Raw genomic sequence first — 16,655 nt, 5'->3', positions numbered from 1 at the left:
AGCCAAGTCGACCAGTTCCGCGACACTCATCTCCCCCACTGCGGGGACCGGCACCCTCGGCAACTCAGGAAACGTCATTGCTCTCCCGTGATCTTCTTGTGCTCCTCCGCCAGCAGTTCACGGAGTTTCTGCGCCGACTCGTGGTCGCCGATCGATTCGGCGTAGTCAATCTCCACCTGGTAGGCCCGCACCTCACCCTGGAACCGCACCTCCATGTCGGTGAACCAGCCACGCATGCCGACCCAGCCGGCCTCCTGATCGTCTCGCATGTGCCTCAGCTCGTGCAGCAGGGCACCGTAGGAGGCCTCCGGGTCGAGGATGAGCTGACCAGGTGTACCGGGACTGCCTCCGGGACCGTAGGCGAGGCCTCCGGTCCGGGTGATCACCTCGACACCGAACGACTCCGCTTCCGCGATGGCCTCGTTCCAGGCCTCGGGGTGCGTCTCGTAGGCGGGCCCCCACTTGGCCAGCGGGTCGGCATCCGAGTGGTGGAAGTACTCTCTGCCCTCGTCCGGCCTGTGATAGTTCTCGGCCGGCTCATCGACGCTCGGAGAGTACGCGGTGTCGCCGGTGTGCGGCTGCGCCTCATCAACACCCCAGGACTGTCCCCACTGCCCCCTCATCCCGGGCAGGTTCCGGTCGTCCCGGCCCGCGTCGTCAGGCGGGTAGACCGGGGAGTCATCGTTGAAGACCGGCTTCTCCACCGTGGGCGGGTTCGGTGACTCGGCACGCAACGGCGCCTCGATGCCCCCGGTGGGCTCCTTGGCCCCATGCCAGTCGTAGCCCAACATGACCCGCTTGCCGATCCAGGTAGCGCCTGCGCCGCTCTCCCCGTCTCGCCCCACCTGACTGATTTCCTGGGGTGTGGGGAAGTCGGCATCGCCGTACGTGGAGGTCCGGTACTGCCGGTACAGCTGCTCCGCGGCCTTCTTCTGGGTGGTCAGATGCTCCTCGACGTCCACGGATTCGCCGTATCGGTGCCGCTCGCGGATCTCATCCCGGTTCTTCGCAGCGCCCCAGTCGGACAGGTCCTCGCTCAGCTGCCGGATCTCGGAACGCAGCCGGGTGAAGGCACCGTCGGCCTCCGCACCCCCCCAGTTCTGGGTGTCCCAGCCGAACCCGGCCCGGGCCCACGCGTATCCACCGACGTCCATACTGGCGTGGATGGCGATCCGGTCCACTCCGGACTCGACGTACCACTCCTCCATATGATCGTTGAAGGCCTTGGCGAACCCGGAACCCTGCAAACCTTCGTCGATCGTGAGCGAGGCGTGGGTGGCGACAAGCAGATCCTGGTCCTGCGAGTAGCTGAAACGCCGCGTGATGTGACCGACCGGTTTCGTATCATCGCCGTGTTCCCAGACGCTCATCCGGACGGAGAAACCGTCCTGTGCGGAGTATGCGTGGTCCACCTGGACGTCGAAGCCCTTGAAGTCTCGGTTGAGAAACTCCCGGTCGAACACCTTCTGGACGACCGTGCTCCAGTCCACCGTCGAACCCGTCGTCCGCGGGAAGAGGTCGCGCAGAGACGGACGGGGCTCCCCTGGTTCGCGGGGGCCGTCGCCGACATCCGGAGGTGTCGGGTCCTGGAGGTCTGGAATGTGTGACGCCTCAGGCTCGGCGTGAGGGTCGGGCTGGTGATGTGCGGCAGGTGGCTCCTGCTCGTACCGGTGTGCGGTGAAATCGTCGTGTCGCGGCACGGCGTCGTCGCCGTAGCGGGAGCCGGAGACCGGACCGGTTTCACCGATGACACCGCTGCGGCCGAGCAGACCATTGCGGGCCGGTGCCTCGGGCCTGCCCATCGGCTCGGACTGACCGATCACGTCGGGCCGCATCCGACTGCCCAGCGAATCATGCGAACCGAACGGTGACGGTCCGGTTCGCCGGCCGATGTCCTCGAAAAGGGATCGGGGCACCGGATGCCCCAGCTTCTCCAGGTCCCGTTCGACGCCGGCGATCTCCTGCCGCAGACGTTGCTGCACGTCCGGACGCGCCCACGCCTCGTTGAGCCGTCGCTGCAGGTGCACCCGCTCGTTGACGCGGGCCGCCGCGTGCGGGTCCACCCTGGTCGTCTCCGGGCGGCCGCCACCGAAGAGGTTGCCCAGCTTGGTCATCGCACGCCGGAGCATGCCCTGCGGTTCCGGGCGGGTGGCCGCCGCGTGCTGTACGGCCAGCGTCTCGGTGATCTCGTGGACCCAGACGCGGGACAGGTTGTCGGCGGAGACCCGGTTGTTCACCCGGACGATGTGCGGGTCCTGCGGCGTGCCGGAGCGAACCGTCGTCTCGGCCAGGTCGGGCATGTTGACGCCCAGCTCGGGCCGGAAGTACCCGGTGGTGCCGTCCGCCTTGTCCACCCGGATGTCGACGCCGTCCGAGGAGATCCGGACGATGCCGCCGTCGGAGAAGTCGCCCGGCAGCACGTCGTTGATCGCCTGGTGGAGTTCGCCGAGGTGGACGGGGCTCTCGTACGGTGACCGGCCTTCGGGCACGAAGCGAGTGCCCTCGATGGGGCTGGCGGTATGCACCACCGACGCGACGTCGGGGGCGGGGGTGACCCGGTTCAGGGCCTCGCCCGCGTGGCGGTCGACGACCTCGGTGATCTCGTCGGCGGTCTTCGGGCGGGCGGTGCCGTTCTGGTCGCGGTCGGACAGGTGGTCGCCCGCCCACCGGCTGATCTGTTCCGGTCCGCGAGTGGAGGTCAGCGCCTGCCTGACGGTCTCCGGCGTCAATGCCGCGGGGGACGGCGCGGCTGCCGGATCCGCCCGGTGCATGCCGACGCCGTCGGCGTCGCGTACCGGGACGTCGCCGCTCGTCAGCGGCTCCTCCAGGGCTCGCATCGCCTCCGGGCCGGAGAGATGGTCGACCGGCAAGCCGCCTTGATCGCGAGCCGGGGGCATCGGGCCGTCCGGATCGCGAGGGGTGACCGCCGGGCCGTCCGGATCGCGCAACTGCGGGCCGATCTCGTCGTGCATCGTCCGCCATGCCGCGTCCAAGGCCTCACTGACGTGCGCCGCCCGGGTGGCCGGGTCGGCCGACATGTGGGAGGACACCACCACGCCGGCCGCACTCGTCTGCTGCCAAGTTCCGTCCACCATCTCCAGGGACGGCCGGACCACCACCGCCTGCCCGGGCGGCACCGATTCGTTGACCTGGACGATCACGTCGACTTCGAGGCCGTCGCCGTACCGGACGCGCAGGGTTCCCGCGTCGGCGTCCCAATCGGCGCGCTGCGGCTGGTCCGGGGCGACGCCGTCCCGGCCGGCGACCAGGTCACCCATCTCGTCGCCGATCAGCCGGGCGACCTCGTGCGGCACGTTGACCGGATCAACCGGTTTCGGACCTTCAACAGGCAGCATCCGGTACGGGTCGACGCCGCCGGGCGCCTTGGCCATCGGCGTGCTGTCGCCGCCCGTCGACGGCTGCCCTGTCCGGGGGTCCGTGCCGGTGCCGTCCGTCTCCGCCGCTCGCAGTTCGTCGTACCGGGCTTCGAGATCGCGGATGTCCGGGTAGTGCTCCCTCGCCCACTCCTTCGAGTTCTTCTTGTCCCACGCGTCGTTCATGACCTCGTGGTAGTCACCACGGTGCTTGTCGACCCCGGCCACGTGCTCCGCCAGCACGTCCGGGTCGACGCCCCGTTCGGAGAGCCGGAGGTACTCCTCGAGCCGGACCTGGTACTCACCGATCGTGTTCTGCTCGGTGGTGAGCCGGCCCCTGACCTTGGTCATCTCCTTCGGCGTGTTCCCCGGACGGTCCCGGTAGATCTCCGACGGCGGGTGCTCGCCGGGGCCGAAGCGTTCGACGGAGGCACGGACGTGCGCCATCTCGTGTTCGAGGTCGAGGTACCGCATGCCTTCGACGACCCGCACCTCCCGCTCGACCCGCAGCACCTCGTGGGTCTTCGGGTCGACGACGTGCCGGATGACGGTGTGCGGGTGCCCTTCCTGCGACGGTAGGACGGAGAATCCCTGCTCAGCGAGGGTCTCCACGGCGCGCGGATAGTCCGGGTGGTCCTCCATCCGGACGGTGCCCTGCCGGATCGTCTCCGGGGTCGGCGGCAGACCGGTGCCCGCTCCGTTGCTGGCGAGCAGGGGACTCTCGGTGCTCGCCGGATCGGGCGCCGATCCGTGCGACGGGCCGTCACCGGGTACCCGTTCACCGGCCGGGACGTCACCGTGCATTCGCTCACCGGCCGGGCCGTTCCGGGTGGCCGGGTCTACGCCGCGTACGTCCCGCCCGGTGGCCACGTCTCCCGCTCGCGGTGCAGGCGCAGGATCTTGCTCAACGCCGCCGCGAACGGTTTGTCCGGGTTCCCGTCCGCCGGGCTGCCCTCCATCGACGTTTTGTCGATCACCAGCAGCCGATCCGTCGTCGGGTGGCCGAAAAGATACTCCACCTGTCTCTCGTCCTCGCGAGCCTTCCGGAAGTGAACCAGAAGCGCCATCGCCGTCCTGCCTTCCCCACTTGCCGTCCAGGTCCTCGCCGGTCCGACCCGGCACGATGTCCTGCCAATTGTGCTGCTCATTGGCGTGCTGATGCGCGGTCGTGTAGTCCGCGTCCGGGTGGGCGCGCATGTGATTCGATTCGGCCAGCTCGTGGTTGAGCAGGACCAGATCCTCGGGCAGCGGGTTGCCCTCGCGCAGCCGGATCCACGCCTCGGCGATGTCCGGTGACGCGTCGAACCGCCGGTGCTCCAGCACCCCGTCGTAATCGCGGATCGGGTGCTCCTCGACCATCAGATGCTGCTTGATCTGATTGATCTCGGCCACCGAGTACCCGGTGGTCCCATCCGCCCGCTGCACGTCGCTCAGGTTCCCGGCGATCTCCGCGACATCCGCGTCGTCCCCACGGAACCGGTCATAGGCCCGCTCAGCCCAATCGAAGGCCCGAATGTCGTCCCGCGGCCGGATAGCCCCACCGGTCGCCGCGTCCGCCGGGTGATCAGACTCCCGCCCGGCGTTGTCCGCAGCCTCATGTGTCCGGTCGGAAGAAGCCTCATGCGTCCGGTCGGCAGCCGTCTCGTGTGTCCGGTCGGGAGCAGCATCGTGCGTCGTCCGGCCGGAAGAGGCCGCGGTCCGGTCGGGAGCAGCCGTGGTCCGATCCGGCGGTGGTCCGTCCGGCGGTCCGCTTTCGCCCTTTGTGGGTACGCCGGAAGTCCCGTCCCGCCCAGCGGACGATTCCGCGCCGGCCCGTGGTGTGACCTGGTCCCCCGTCACGCGGGACTGCTCACCGGTCGGCGTCGTCGCCCCACGGTCGGTGGCCGTCGTGGAGTGTTCGGTGGCCGCAGCCGGGTGGCCGGTGCCGATCGTGCTCTGATCGGAAGCGGTCGGACGGTGTGTCTCCGACGTCGACGTCCGCGAGTCGGACGCGGGCGTGCGGTTCCCGTCGGAGGGGGCGGTCCGGACGCTCTCCGCGGTGTTCTGTTCCGGTCGCGCGGTCGTGCCACTGTCCGGCGGGTCGCCGCCCCCGTCGGCCCGTGTGGTGGCTTCCTGCCGAGCAGCAGGCGAGCCACCGTCGTTCGAAGCGGCCCTGGTGCTGTCCGGCGAATCACCACCGCTGTCACCCCGCGTGCTGGTCTCCTGCCGAGCAGCGGTCGAACCGCCGTCGCCCGAAGCGGCCCTGGTCGTGTCCGGCGGATCGCCACCGCCGTCACCCCGCGTGGTGGCCTCCTGCCGAGCAGCGGTCGAACCGCCGTCGTTCGCGGACGTCCGGTCGGGGACCGACCGCTCGGAGTCCGGCGCCCGGTCAGCCACGGTGGTGGTGCTGTCGTTTGCGCGTACCCCATCCGGGGTTGAAGAAGGGTGACCCGGCACCGGGGCCGCATCGGACCCGCGAGAGCTCGCCTCTCCTGCGCCGCCACCACTGTCCGTGCGGGTTTCCGGGCTGTCGAAGACCCGGCTGATGCCCTCGGTCACGTCGCCGCGGCCGGTGATCTCGGTGTCGACGGTCCGGACGCCGTCCGCGCCCTGGTGGGCCACGTAGCCGTCGCTGGTCAGCAGCAGGGACTCGCCACGACTGGTCCCGGCGATGCTGAACGTGCCGTCCTCGCCGGCGATGAAGTGCACATCGCTGCCGATGCGGAGCGCTCCGCTGTCGTCCCGGGTGAGGTTGGGAAGGCCGGGCTCGAGGACGGTCTCGACGCCGGCGAAGAGGCCGGAGGCGGCGCCGTCGCGGGCGCTCAACCAGATCTCGTTCCAGTTGAGGCCCTTCTCACCGTCACTGCGGATGTAGTCGACGGTCTGCGCGCCGAGGGTGTAGCCGCCGGCGGCGAGACCACCACCGATCGTGTGCCCGGTGACCCCGCCGAACATGCCCAGGCCGGCCGCACCGCCCTGGATCGTGTTGTCCCGGACCTGAGCCCAGTCCACGCCGTCGGTCCGGTTGCCGGAGACGATCTGTCCGATCTGGCCGACCAGGTTGCCGCCGCCCATGAAACCGGCGCCGATGCCGACCCGCGTCCCCACATATTGGGCGAACTCCCGGCCCAGCATGCTCTGACCGATCCGGTCCACCGCGATCCGGGACAGACCGGAGGCGGCCGCGTCGGCGCCCTCCTTGCCGGCCCACTTCAGCAGCAGCTGATTGCGGATCTCCTTGGCCATCTGGCGCTGCGCCTCGCGGGACATCTGCCGGCCGAGACCGGCGCCGACCTGTTCGGCGGCGAGGGTACGCAGCGACTGGGCGGCGATCCGGTTGGCGACCGAGGTGGAGATGCCGCGTGCGCCGATGTTGCGGACGGTCTGGTTGAAGCCCTGCGCCCAGATGTCCCTGGCGCCCTGAGTGATCGCGGTCCGCATCGCCGGGACGTTGACCCGGCTGGCGATCGCGGGGCCGAGCCGTGTCGCGCCGTTGCGCAACGTGGTGGGCAGCGTGTGGGTCAGGGCCCCGGGCAGCCGGGTGAACAGCATGCCGATGTCGCGCATGACGATGCGCATCGACAGCGACATGATCTTGGAGATGGCCTGCCGGGCAGCCGCAAAAATAGCCGTCTTCGCTGCTGCGAACGCCGCTGGAACGCCGAGCAGGGCGGCACCCAGGGACGGGCCGGCAGCCGCGGCGATGGCGAACAGCGAGTAGGCGAGCATGACGAGGTTGATGGCCGCCATGAACTTCATCAGCTCGACCTCGAGGCCGAAGTTCTGGGCGCCCTGCCGCATCTGGGCGGCGCTCTCCGCCGACTGGCGCAGGCCTTCGAGGTAGTTGAACCAGTCCTGGGTGAACATCTGCGCGGCGCCGTCGCCGGACCAATTCTCCAGGATCGGGTTGGCCGCCTGCATGACGTCCTCGTACGCCGCGTTGAGCGAGTCGGCCAGCGCGCCCCAGTGGTCGGCCAGGTCGTACACGTCGTTGGCGTGTGCCAGCGGAAGCGGGCCGAGGATCAGCTCGCCCACCTTCGACCGGGCGCCGGGGATCCACTGCTCGATCTCCGTGAACCAGTCGAGGAGCGACGTCATGAACTCGTGCTCTTCGGCGCTCACGACGGCGCCGTCAGAGGTCCGTGCGACTGATGTCGTCGCCGCTCTGCTGATCGGTGGACTCGTACCCGGTCATCGCCTTGACGACGAAGTCGCCGATCGCGGTCAGCTTGTCGCCGCAGGACGCCGCACCGATCCGGACCGCCTCGCAAGCCGGATAGTCCTTGCCGTCGCTGGCGGTGGCGACCTTGTTGTACTCCTTCAGGAAGGCATCGGTGAAGTCGTCGTGCGGCAGGGTGTCACCCTCCGCCTCCTGACTCCGGATGGCCTGGTTCAGGCGGCTGATCTCCTCGGACAGGTCGCTGCCACGGTTCCTGATCCGGGTGGCGATCCCGATGATCTCAGCCGGGCTGGAACCGATCTGCACGAAGTTACTCATCGCGGTCCTTACTGCGGATCAGAACGTCGGCGTCGTGGGTGCCGATGTATCCGGTCATTCCGCCGTCACCCAGGTGGCGCATGTCCGCGGGCAGGCTCTCCTGGATCAGGTCACGTCCCTGGGCGCCGACCTCCTCGACGGCGGCACGCACGGTCGCCACGATGCTCGCCGACAGGGCCTGCGAGTTGGGCTGGCGCAGCAGACGCGGATTGATGTCGAGTTCCAGCAGGTGACCTCGCGGCCCGACGACCGCTTTGATCATGCCGTCCGGCGACCAGGCGGTCCCGGTCAGGCTCATCATCCGGTCTTGCAGATCAGGCAGGCCCTTGGTCGCCTTCTGCAGGTCAGCCATCATCCCGCGGAGCGCGCCCCAGTCGGGACGTCCCGGTATGTCCGCCACTTCCGTCCTCCCGGTTTCCACCCTCACGATCCGCCAAGGGGACCGTACGTCATCGGCCGGTGGCCCTTCATCGGGTCACCGGCCGATGACGTCACTACATACCCGCGGCGATCTGCTGGTCGACGCCCTGCATGCGCTCGCCGGCCTGGCCGAGCTTGGTGCCGACCTGCGCCAGCGCGACCTTGATCTCCTTCGCGCCCTGGTCCCACTTCTGGCGGGCCTCGTCGCAGGCGGTGCCGGCGGCGCCGGTCCAGTCCTGGGCGAACAGCTGGGAGAACTGCTTGTACAGGTCCTCCAGCTGCTGCTCCATCGAACCCTGGAAGGTGTTGATGGCGTCGGACACTTCGCTGATCTGGCCGAAGTTGTAGGTGATGCTCATGTGTTCGCCTCTTTCGATCCGGGTCGCGCTCAGCCGCGCAGGATGCTCATGACGCTGGAGTCACCGGTGCTCGCGGCAGCGTTCTGGATCTCCCGCGCGGCGTCCTCGTCGTTCACGCCGTACTGCGTCGACGCGTTGCTCATCTTGCCCGCGAGCTCGTCCAGGGCGTTGATGATCTTGGTCAGCCCGGAGTTCAACTGGGCGGACACGTTCTGCAGCGCCTGGTTCGCCGAGCCGTCCAGACCCGAACCGCCCAGCGCCTGGATACGGTCGACAAGCTGCGCCATACCGGTGGCGATGTTCTGGCCGGTGTCCTCACACCGCTGCGCCATCGCGTTCAGCTGTTCCTGAGTGGCATGGACCTGGCCCATACCTGGAGTCCCCGACAAGGGATCACCCCGCCTCTCGATGTCGGCTCGCTCCCCGTGAAGCGGCACACGAAATCTCCATGGAGCAGCGACGGTAACCGCGGAACTGGTGTCAAGGCCACCCGTTGTGGCCGATTAGGCTCGTCCGTCCATCGACAAAAGGGCTGCACAGGCAGTGTTCAGACACACCATCGCCTATACGGCCGTGGCCGATTACCCTAGCTGGCCAGACGGGTTCACCCAGCGAAGCCGGCGATACGGGGAGGCATGATGGGACTGGACACGGGGAACGGAACACCCTATTCGGCGAACAGTCCGTACTCGGTGGAGACGTCGGGGAACACGAACGCCGGGTGGGTCGACTCCGAGCCGCTGAAGGTCGACGTCGAGGGTCTGCGCGACTACGCCAAGGACATGGTGAGCCAGCAACTCGACCTCGCCAACCGCAAGATGAACCTCAACGACCTGTTCAGTGGGCCGTACGAGGCGTGGGGTGGCACCACCCTCGGCGAGGCGATGTACCTGCGCTCCCAGCTGGCCGCCAACGCCTCCGAACTGTTCAGCTACCTGGACAATCTCGGTCAGTCACTGTTCAACGTGGGGTCGGCCGCCCAGACCATCGCCGACATCTACGGGGCGGAGGACGCGACGCAGGCCGCCAGTGTCAACGACGTCCTCTTCGCCTTCGGTGCCCCGGGGGTCTCCCGTCCCGCGGGCCTGCCGTCGCACATCGGCCAGACCTACAGCGAGGCAGTCCGGGAAGCTTCCGCCGAGGCTGCCGAGACCCCGGTCGTCGCGAACAGCCCTGATTGGGACGAGCCTCAGACTCTGTCAGAGACGCCCTACCAGACGACCACGGTCTCCACCGACCCGAACACCGGCCAGAAGCTGCAGACCGTGACGATGAACGTCCCCGGCGGTGGGGGTGTCGTCCAGACAATCACGATCTACAACAGCAAGGGCGAGGTCCTGTCGACGACCAGCACCCGCACGGTCACGTCGTACAACCCGGCCACCAACACGGAAGTCAAGACGGTGACCAGCGGGAACTCAACCACCCGGACGACCACGGCCTACGACGACGACGGCTTGGTGGCGAACGAGAAGACGCAGAACTCCACCACCGGCGAGAACGGCAAGGTCACCGAGACCGGCAGCCGCGAGGTGACCGTCGACCAGAACACCGGCATGCAGACCGAGACGACGTACAACGCCGAGGGCGAGACGACCGGCACGACGTACACCGGCAAGGAGACCGAGGGGCAGCTGACCGTCGACAAGCCACTCAGTGCGGAGTACGACCCGACCCTGAACGGCACCCTGACGAATGGTTGATTACTGGGGCACCACCGCGGACCCGAACTACGGGTACAGCCCGTACAGCGGACGGTTGCACTACGGCACTCACCAGTCGTCGGACGAGCCGTTCACCTCCAAGCCGGGCAGCGCGGACGGCAAGACGATCGAAGAGATCCGGATGCGCATCCGGAACATGCACCCGGAGAAGATCGCCGAACTCGCCGACCACTGGCAGAACGCCTGGTCGGTGATGGACAACGTGCGGACGTACGTGCTGGGCTCGAGCAACCGCCTGGAGGCGGAGAGCTGGCAGTCCCCCAAGGCCCGCGACGCGTTCCTGGGCAAGGGGCCCGGTGAGGTGCTCGCCTACCTCGACGTCTGGATGGACGCGGCCCAGCAGAACGTCACCGCCCTGCGTCACCTGGTGCAGATCAGCATCACCGCCCGCGCCGACATGGACGCGCTCTGGGCGGAGTACGAGCGCGCCCTGCAGACCGCCCAGAACGTCGACCTGGCCGGGCAGTTGAGCGAGTGGTTCAACTTCTCCGAGCGGTACTGGACGACCGACTGGGAGGACGCCAAGCACTGGCAGGTCAAGCAACAGGTCGACGAGACGGTCCAGCAGTTCCAGCAGCGGGCTCAGGAACTTGCGTACCGCGTCGGCAACGAGCACTACGAGTACACGACCCTGGTCGCCACCGGAGTCGGGCCGCCGTACCGCCCGATGGACGCGGTACTCAACACCCCGGGCAACCCGGCGCTGGTCACGCCGCCGTCGCTCGGCGGACCGGGCGGGGTGAACGCGCCCAACCCGGTGCCGTCGGGTGGGGCCAAGCCGCCGGCGCTGGCGCCGACCCCGGTCGCCCCGCCGGCTACCGCGCCCAAACCGCCGGCCACCGCGCCGACCCCGGCCCCCGCGCCGACGCTGCCCACCAGCCCGCCGGCCGTCGTCGCGCCCCCGGCGGTGGCCAACCCGCCGACTTCGATCACCCCGCCCGGGGTGGTCCCGCCGGCCGTGGCGCCGCTGCCCGCCCCGCCGCCCGCGTTCGCCGGATCGCCGCCCGGCGTCGGCGCGGTCAAGCCGAGCCTGCCCGGTTCGGTACCGTCGCTGTCGCGTCCGCCCGGTCTCGGCACGTCCCCGGCGGCCGGCCCGGCCACCAGTGCGGCCCGGCCGCCGAACCCCGGCCAGCTGACCCGCAACGCCTTCAACCGCGGCGCCGGCGGCGCCCCGCAGTCGCCCGGCGCGGGTCAGCCGCCCGGACGCAGCCTGCGGCGTCCGACATCGACACCGGGCGACCCTGCCCGGGGCACGCCCGGTCAGCCGGGTCAGCCCGGGCGAGGCGCGCCAAGACAGCCCGGTCGTGGCGCCCCCGGCCAGCCCGGACGGGGCACGCCGGTTCAGCCGCCGAACGGCCAGCGCCGGCGCGGCGAGGGTTCGGACGACGCCGGCCGCCGTGTGCCCGGCACCACGCTCGACGGTGCGGAGCAGTTCGGCCGGCCCGGCGGCACCACTCCGCCGGTGCTGAAGAACCCGACCGGCGACCGCAACCGGGTACGCCCGGGCAGCCAGCAGGAGATGCGGCCGCCAAGCTTGGGCGGGACCGGTGGCGACGCCGTGCACCGCGAGGGCACCGCGCCGCCGGTTCTGCAGCGTCCGACCCGTACCCCGGAAACTCCCGCACCGTCCCGCGGACGGCCCGGACGTAAAGACGGCCGGAAGCCCGCCGGTGCCGACTGGATCGGCGCCGACCAGGCGCGCACCGAGGCCGGCGCCCCGGTCATCGACGCACCCGCCCCGCCGCCCTCGGGCAGCAGGGTGTCCAAGCTGGAAGAGGTTCCCAAGGAGCTGCGCAGCCGGGCCGCGACCCGTGCGAGCGGTCCGGGCCGGGTCGAACGGCCCGGAACGGTCGCGCCGGAACTCAACCGGCGGCGCACCAGCGACGGCCGGGACCGGACCGAGAGGGACGACGAGGCGCGCGGTGTCGTCACCGACGAGCAGGCGTTCGAGGTGCAGACCCCGGGCGGCGGCGTGGTGACGAGCAAACGCGAGGAGCATTACGAGCCGGAGATCCGCCGCATTCTGGGCGGGCGCTGAACCGCGGATGAGAGGGTGAGCCGGTGAAGCTGGGATTCCCGCCGAACTACCACGTCCGGGTCGATTCCCTGGCGTGGTCGCTGCCGGACGGTGAGGCTGCCCTGCACGAGGGCACCTACCGGGTCGACCTGAACCGGGTCGTCGTCGTCACGTTCGTCGACGACCTGGCCGTCGCCGGCCCACCCTGGTCCGCGGATTCCCTCCCGGAACCCGGCACCGACCTGACCGATCCGGTGCAGGCTCGGCTGAGTGTGCTGCTCAGCGCGGTCTACGCGGTGACGCCGAACGCGGCGCTCGCCGGCCGGAGCGAACGCTTCGAACGGCCGTGGGCCGCGGACGGCAGCCGGGACGGCGCGGTCTTCTACACGGGGGTCGAGGAGTTCGCCGTGCTGCGCGCCGACCTGGAGGAGCTGGGCGACATCGCGGGCGGTGTGCACTCGGTCGTCCAGCGGGACACGCTGATCGAGCATCCGGTCATCCGGTTCCTGGAGGACCGGGTGCTCGACTCACCGTGGCTGCGGGCCGATCACGCGGAGGCGCTCGGCCGGGACCGGTGAGGTTAGTCCGCAACCGTCAGGACCGTGCCCGCGCCGCCCACCAGACCGGCCACGTCGGCGTCCACGGCGATGGTGGTCCGGCCCGGCGCGCTGTGGAACTCGACGGCCCGGATCACGACGCTCCGCTCCGGTGTAACGGTGAGCTCGTCACCGATGCTCAGCGGCGCGCCGTCCAGCTCCCCGGTGACGAACACCCAGGGCCGGCTGCCGATCCGGTCGACCCGCTCGACGCCCAACCGGGTCATGTCCTGCTCCTCCAGGTGGCTACGAAACCGTCCTCGGCGGCGTACGTCTCGGCCTCCAACGGACCGGTGACGCTGCTCCCCCGCCCCTCCTCCTGCAACTGATGTATGTGCACGCCCTAGAACAGCCAGGCCGGGGGAAGCTCCGATGCGGCCGGTTCGGCTGAGGCGGTGAAGGACACATCTCATCCCGAACGGCTCCCCTGTCGCCAGCCTCCCGGCGACGGATATCGGGGCCGATTCCGGTCCCTGCAGTGAGCCGTCGCGCCGATTCCGGTGTACGCCCCAGGTGGAACCGAATCGAGGGTGGAGTCCAGATGAGCGACAACCCGCTGATCGTCGAGGTGCAGTCCTCGACGTCCTGGTATTCCGGATCGGGCCTGGTCGAGGATGCTCTCCAGGTCAGTAATGGCATCGAGAACGGAAGCTGGGCTGACGTCACGCTCGGCGGCCTGGGTGGCGGCCTGGAGGCTCTTGCAGTGGCGATCGACCCGCTCGGCACTCTGGCGTCCTGGGGTGTCGGCTGGCTACTGGAACATGTGCAACCGTTGCAGGACGCGCTGAATCAGATCGCCGGCGACCCGGACGCCATCGCCGCCCAAGCCGCCGCCTGGCGAAATGTCTCCGCGGCGATGGCCGATGCGGGGCAGCGGTATGCGGCTGACGTTGAGACCCGAACCGCCGAGTGGTTCGGGCTGTCGGGTGACACCTACCGGGCGCACGCCGCCGAGCAGTCGGCCGCGATGGAGGCCATCACTATCGTCACCAGGGCAATCGCCTTCGCGGTGGAGGGCGCCGGTCTCCTGGTCGGGGCGGTCCGCGGCATCGTAAATGATCTGATCGCCCAGTTCGTGGCGACGCTGATGGTTCGGTTGCCGCAGTGGCTGGCCGTAGAGGGTGTGACGCTCGGCATCGCCACTCCCGCGGTGGTCAGCCAGGTCGCCACGATGGTGGCGCACTGGGCGTCCCGGATCCGGGGGTTCCTCCAAGCGCTTTTGGACAGTCTTCGCCGCCTGAACGGAAGACTTACCGAGATCAACGTGATTCTCGACCGGCTCCGGCAGCGTCTGGGACGGCTCAGCCGCACCAGTCCGGTGGCCGCGGAGACGAACTTCTTCAGCAAGAATCCGGTTCGCAGCAACCAGGATGTCCTCGATCACGGCCCGGGAACCCCGATGTCGCGAGACAACGTCGACGCCACCGCGCAACGAATGAACCTCGATCTCACTGATGTCGATGTCGTGCTCATCACCGACGCCGAGGAGATCCGGTATCTGGATTACATGGACGCGTCCGCGTACACGCCCGGTGAGCTCCACGGCGCGCAGGTGCGTCTCGGACCGGCGAGCTTCGCCGACGGTGAAACCCTGGCGGCTACCATCGCGCACGAGTACACACACGTCCTTCAACAGCGTCGCGGGGAGCATCTGCACCGGCTGCTCCGGGAACTCGAGGACGAGGCCTACGCGAGTGAGATCCCAGCCTTGGAGCGATGGAGGAGTAGTCCGACATGACCGTTGTCGAGTTCCGGGTCAACGAGGTGTTCGACATTCCGGCACGAGGTGGTCTCATCGTCGTCGGCGAGACGCGGGGCGGGGAGTTCACCGGGATTCCCCTCCTGCACGACGCGACCAGCGGGAAGCCGATCCGCATCCTTGCCGTGGATCATCCGACTCCGCGGACGCGGCGTACCGGCGAGACCATCCTGGTCGTGGACCGCGCCGACGCCCCTCAGGCCCGAACGGGCCAGGTCTGGACTACCGCCGGTCAGTGACCGCCCCAACCGGGTGGCACCGACCCGACTACTTCATCGAATATCGCGATTTACGATAACAATCTGCTCATGAGTCATGCGGTGGTCATCGGGGCGAGCATCGGCGGGATGCTCGCCGCCCGGGCCCTCACCAGCACGTTCGGCCAGGTGACGCTCATCGACCGGGACACGGTGCCGGACCGGGCCGTGCCCCGCCGCGGTGTGCCCCAGAGCCGCCAGGCGCACGTCCTGCTGGCCCGCGGCAGCACCGCCCTCGAGGAACTGTTCCCCGGTTTCGTCGACGAGATGCTGGCCGCCGGGGTGCCCGCCGGTGACGCGCACGCCGACTGCCACTGGTACCTGGACGGCCACCCGATGCGCCGCGCCCCGTCGACGCTTCCGGTCTTCGGTGTGAGCCGGCCGCTGCTCGAGCACCTGGTCCGGCAGCGTCTGCGCGCCCTGCCCGGTGTCCGGATCCTCGACGGCGAGGACGTCACCGCCCTGCTGCACGACAAGCGTGTCCGGGGTGTCCGCACGACACGGTCGGAGATGCTCGCCGATCTGGTCGTCGACGCGAGCGGTCGCGCCACGCGGGCCCCGCGGTGGCTGCGGTCGCTGGGCTACGGCGAGATCCCGGTGACCACGGTCCGTTCCGAGGTCGTCTACACGACCCGTCACTACCGTTACGACCCCGGTGCGGGCGCGCCGTTCGCCGTCGTGATGGCGCCGTATCCGGGCATGCAGCGGACCGGGGTGACGATCCGGCAGGACGGCGACCGGGTGGTGGTGCTGCTCGCCGGGATGCTGGGCGAGGAGCCGCCGACCGACGACGCCGGCATGCTGGCCTTCGCCGAGTCGCTGCCCGGTCCCGAGATCGCCGCCTTCCTGCGGACCGCGGAGCCGCTGGACGCGCCGGCGAGGATGCGGTACCCGGCGAGCGTCCGGCACCACTACGAGCGGCTGCGGCGCCGGCCGGTCGGTTTTCTCGCGCTCGGTGACGCGTTGTGCAGCTTCAATCCGATCTACGGACAGGGTGTGACGGTCGCCGCGTTGGAGGCGCTGCTGCTGGCCGCGTTGATCGGCACCGCGCCGGAGCGCTACTTCCGGGAGGCGGCCCGTCTGGTGGACAACCCCTGGGCGCTCGCCTCCGCGACGGATCTCCGGTTCCCCCAGGTCGAGGGCCGGCGCCGCCCCACGGATCGGCCGCTCAACGCCTATCTGGCCCGGTACCGCGCCGCCACCGTCCACGACGCCACCCTGGGCGCCGCGTTCCTCCGCGTCTCGAACATGCTGGCCCCGCCGGCCCACCTGCTCGCCCCGTCCACGATCCTCCGCGTTCTCCGCGCCGATTCCACGATCAACATCGACGATCAAGAGCTTTTGGGGGTACGCCACACCACAGTCCCGTAGTGGCACCATGCCGACGCGGGCGGCCAAAACTAAGGCGGCCTGCGCCACCCCGACGGCGAGCGGGAACGCCCGTCGATTAACGTCGGGCGATGCTCCACGTCGGTGAGGACGATCCCGGACGACTTCCGGCCTGTCCCGTAGCCCCCACCACCGACGACTCGTTGAGGCCCGAGCCGAGCCGAGCCGAGCCGAGCCGAGCCGAGCCGAGCCGAGCCGAGCCGAGCCGAGCCGAGCCGAGCCGAGCCGAGCCGAGCCGAGCCGAGCCGAGCCGAGCCGAGCCGAGCCGAGCCGAGCCGAGCCG

The 16,655-nt window shown here is 69.6% G+C and carries 12 protein-coding genes; 6 read left to right on the top strand and 6 right to left on the bottom strand.

From position 1 onward, the window contains the following. Nucleotides 1–74: 74 nt before the first annotated feature. From QSK32_RS09760 to QSK32_RS09740, 5 genes are all read right to left on the bottom strand, one after another. Nucleotides 75–7,475 carry a WXG100-like domain-containing protein gene (locus tag QSK32_RS09760; RefSeq protein WP_285471703.1) on the bottom strand — a complete coding sequence of 2,467 codons (7,401 nt, stop codon included), beginning with the start codon at nucleotides 7,473–7,475 and terminating at the stop codon, nucleotides 75–77. Nucleotides 7,476–7,485: 10 nt separating this feature from the next. Then, nucleotides 7,486–7,851 carry a hypothetical protein gene (locus QSK32_RS09755; RefSeq protein WP_045748121.1) on the bottom strand — a complete coding sequence of 122 codons (366 nt, stop codon included), beginning with the start codon at nucleotides 7,849–7,851 and terminating at the stop codon, nucleotides 7,486–7,488. Continuing rightward, entirely contained in the window at nucleotides 7,844–8,251 is a 408-nt protein-coding gene (locus tag QSK32_RS09750) for a YbaB/EbfC family nucleoid-associated protein (RefSeq protein ID WP_052721238.1), read from the bottom strand. Before QSK32_RS09750 ends, QSK32_RS09755 begins: the two co-directional genes overlap by 8 nt. A gap of 94 nt (nucleotides 8,252–8,345) precedes the next feature. Continuing rightward, entirely contained in the window at nucleotides 8,346–8,630 is a 285-nt protein-coding gene (locus QSK32_RS09745; protein ID WP_285471702.1) for a WXG100 family type VII secretion target, read from the bottom strand. 29 nt (nucleotides 8,631–8,659) lie between these two features. Then, nucleotides 8,660–9,001, bottom strand: coding sequence for a WXG100 family type VII secretion target (locus QSK32_RS09740; protein WP_045748123.1), 342 nt, complete (start codon nucleotides 8,999–9,001; stop codon nucleotides 8,660–8,662). A 267-nt stretch (nucleotides 9,002–9,268) separates the two neighbouring features. Here QSK32_RS09740 and QSK32_RS09735 point away from each other — a divergent pair, with 267 nt between their 5' ends. From QSK32_RS09735 to QSK32_RS09725, 3 genes are read left to right on the top strand one after another with little or no spacing between them, the layout of a single operon-like run. Further along, complete coding sequence (locus QSK32_RS09735; RefSeq protein WP_157411596.1) at nucleotides 9,269–10,333, top strand: hypothetical protein; 1,065 nt, start codon at nucleotides 9,269–9,271, stop codon at nucleotides 10,331–10,333. Then, entirely contained in the window at nucleotides 10,326–12,392 is a 2,067-nt protein-coding gene (locus QSK32_RS09730) for a hypothetical protein (RefSeq protein WP_285471701.1), read from the top strand. The genes QSK32_RS09735 and QSK32_RS09730 overlap by 8 nt, the downstream gene beginning before the upstream one ends. A gap of 23 nt (nucleotides 12,393–12,415) precedes the next feature. Continuing rightward, nucleotides 12,416–12,949: a hypothetical protein gene (locus QSK32_RS09725; RefSeq protein WP_285471700.1), complete on the top strand. Its 534-nt coding sequence runs from the start codon at nucleotides 12,416–12,418 to the stop codon at nucleotides 12,947–12,949. 2 nt (nucleotides 12,950–12,951) lie between these two features. On the opposite strand, the gene QSK32_RS09720 is transcribed toward QSK32_RS09725, so the two are convergent. After that, nucleotides 12,952–13,194: a hypothetical protein gene (locus QSK32_RS09720; RefSeq protein WP_285471699.1), complete on the bottom strand. Its 243-nt coding sequence runs from the start codon at nucleotides 13,192–13,194 to the stop codon at nucleotides 12,952–12,954. 314 nt (nucleotides 13,195–13,508) lie between these two features. On the opposite strand from QSK32_RS09720, the gene QSK32_RS09715 reads away from it, so the two are divergent. The 3 genes from QSK32_RS09715 to QSK32_RS09705 all read left to right on the top strand — a co-directional run bounded on the left by QSK32_RS09715 (nucleotide 13,509) and on the right by QSK32_RS09705 (nucleotide 16,354). Beyond that, on the top strand, nucleotides 13,509–14,705 hold the full coding sequence (locus QSK32_RS09715; protein WP_285471698.1) for an eCIS core domain-containing protein: 1,197 nt from the start codon (nucleotides 13,509–13,511) through the stop codon (nucleotides 14,703–14,705). Further along, entirely contained in the window at nucleotides 14,702–14,965 is a 264-nt protein-coding gene (locus QSK32_RS09710; protein ID WP_285471697.1) for a hypothetical protein, read from the top strand. Before QSK32_RS09715 ends, QSK32_RS09710 begins: the two co-directional genes overlap by 4 nt. 69 nt (nucleotides 14,966–15,034) lie before the next feature. Further along, on the top strand, nucleotides 15,035–16,354 hold the full coding sequence (locus QSK32_RS09705; RefSeq protein WP_285471696.1) for an FAD-dependent oxidoreductase: 1,320 nt from the start codon (nucleotides 15,035–15,037) through the stop codon (nucleotides 16,352–16,354). Nucleotides 16,355–16,655: the final 301 nt, after the last annotated feature.

The sequence above is a fragment of the Actinoplanes sp. NBRC 101535 genome, from assembly GCF_030269225.1.
GTDB lineage: Bacteria > Actinomycetota > Actinomycetes > Mycobacteriales > Micromonosporaceae > Actinoplanes > Actinoplanes rectilineatus.
Note: the sequence above shows the minus strand (reverse complement) of the source record. Positions and strands in the feature narration are given on the sequence as shown.

What these genes read in the sequence shown, in the direction of transcription:
- QSK32_RS09755 (WP_045748121.1), bottom strand. Translation starts at nt 7,851, where the DNA reads ATGAGTAACTTCGTGCAGATCGGTTCCAGCCCGGCTGAGATCATCGGG.
- QSK32_RS09705 (WP_285471696.1), top strand. Translation starts at nt 15,035, where the DNA reads ATGAGTCATGCGGTGGTCATCGGGGCGAGCATCGGCGGGATGCTCGCC.
- QSK32_RS09720 (WP_285471699.1), bottom strand. Translation starts at nt 13,194, where the DNA reads ATGACCCGGTTGGGCGTCGAGCGGGTCGACCGGATCGGCAGCCGGCCC.
- QSK32_RS09730 (WP_285471701.1), top strand. Translation starts at nt 10,326, where the DNA reads ATGGTTGATTACTGGGGCACCACCGCGGACCCGAACTACGGGTACAGC.
- QSK32_RS09715 (WP_285471698.1), top strand. Translation starts at nt 13,509, where the DNA reads ATGAGCGACAACCCGCTGATCGTCGAGGTGCAGTCCTCGACGTCCTGG.
- QSK32_RS09710 (WP_285471697.1), top strand. Translation starts at nt 14,702, where the DNA reads ATGACCGTTGTCGAGTTCCGGGTCAACGAGGTGTTCGACATTCCGGCA.
- QSK32_RS09735 (WP_157411596.1), top strand. Translation starts at nt 9,269, where the DNA reads ATGGGACTGGACACGGGGAACGGAACACCCTATTCGGCGAACAGTCCG.
- QSK32_RS09745 (WP_285471702.1), bottom strand. Translation starts at nt 8,630, where the DNA reads ATGAGCATCACCTACAACTTCGGCCAGATCAGCGAAGTGTCCGACGCC.
- QSK32_RS09740 (WP_045748123.1), bottom strand. Translation starts at nt 9,001, where the DNA reads ATGGGCCAGGTCCATGCCACTCAGGAACAGCTGAACGCGATGGCGCAG.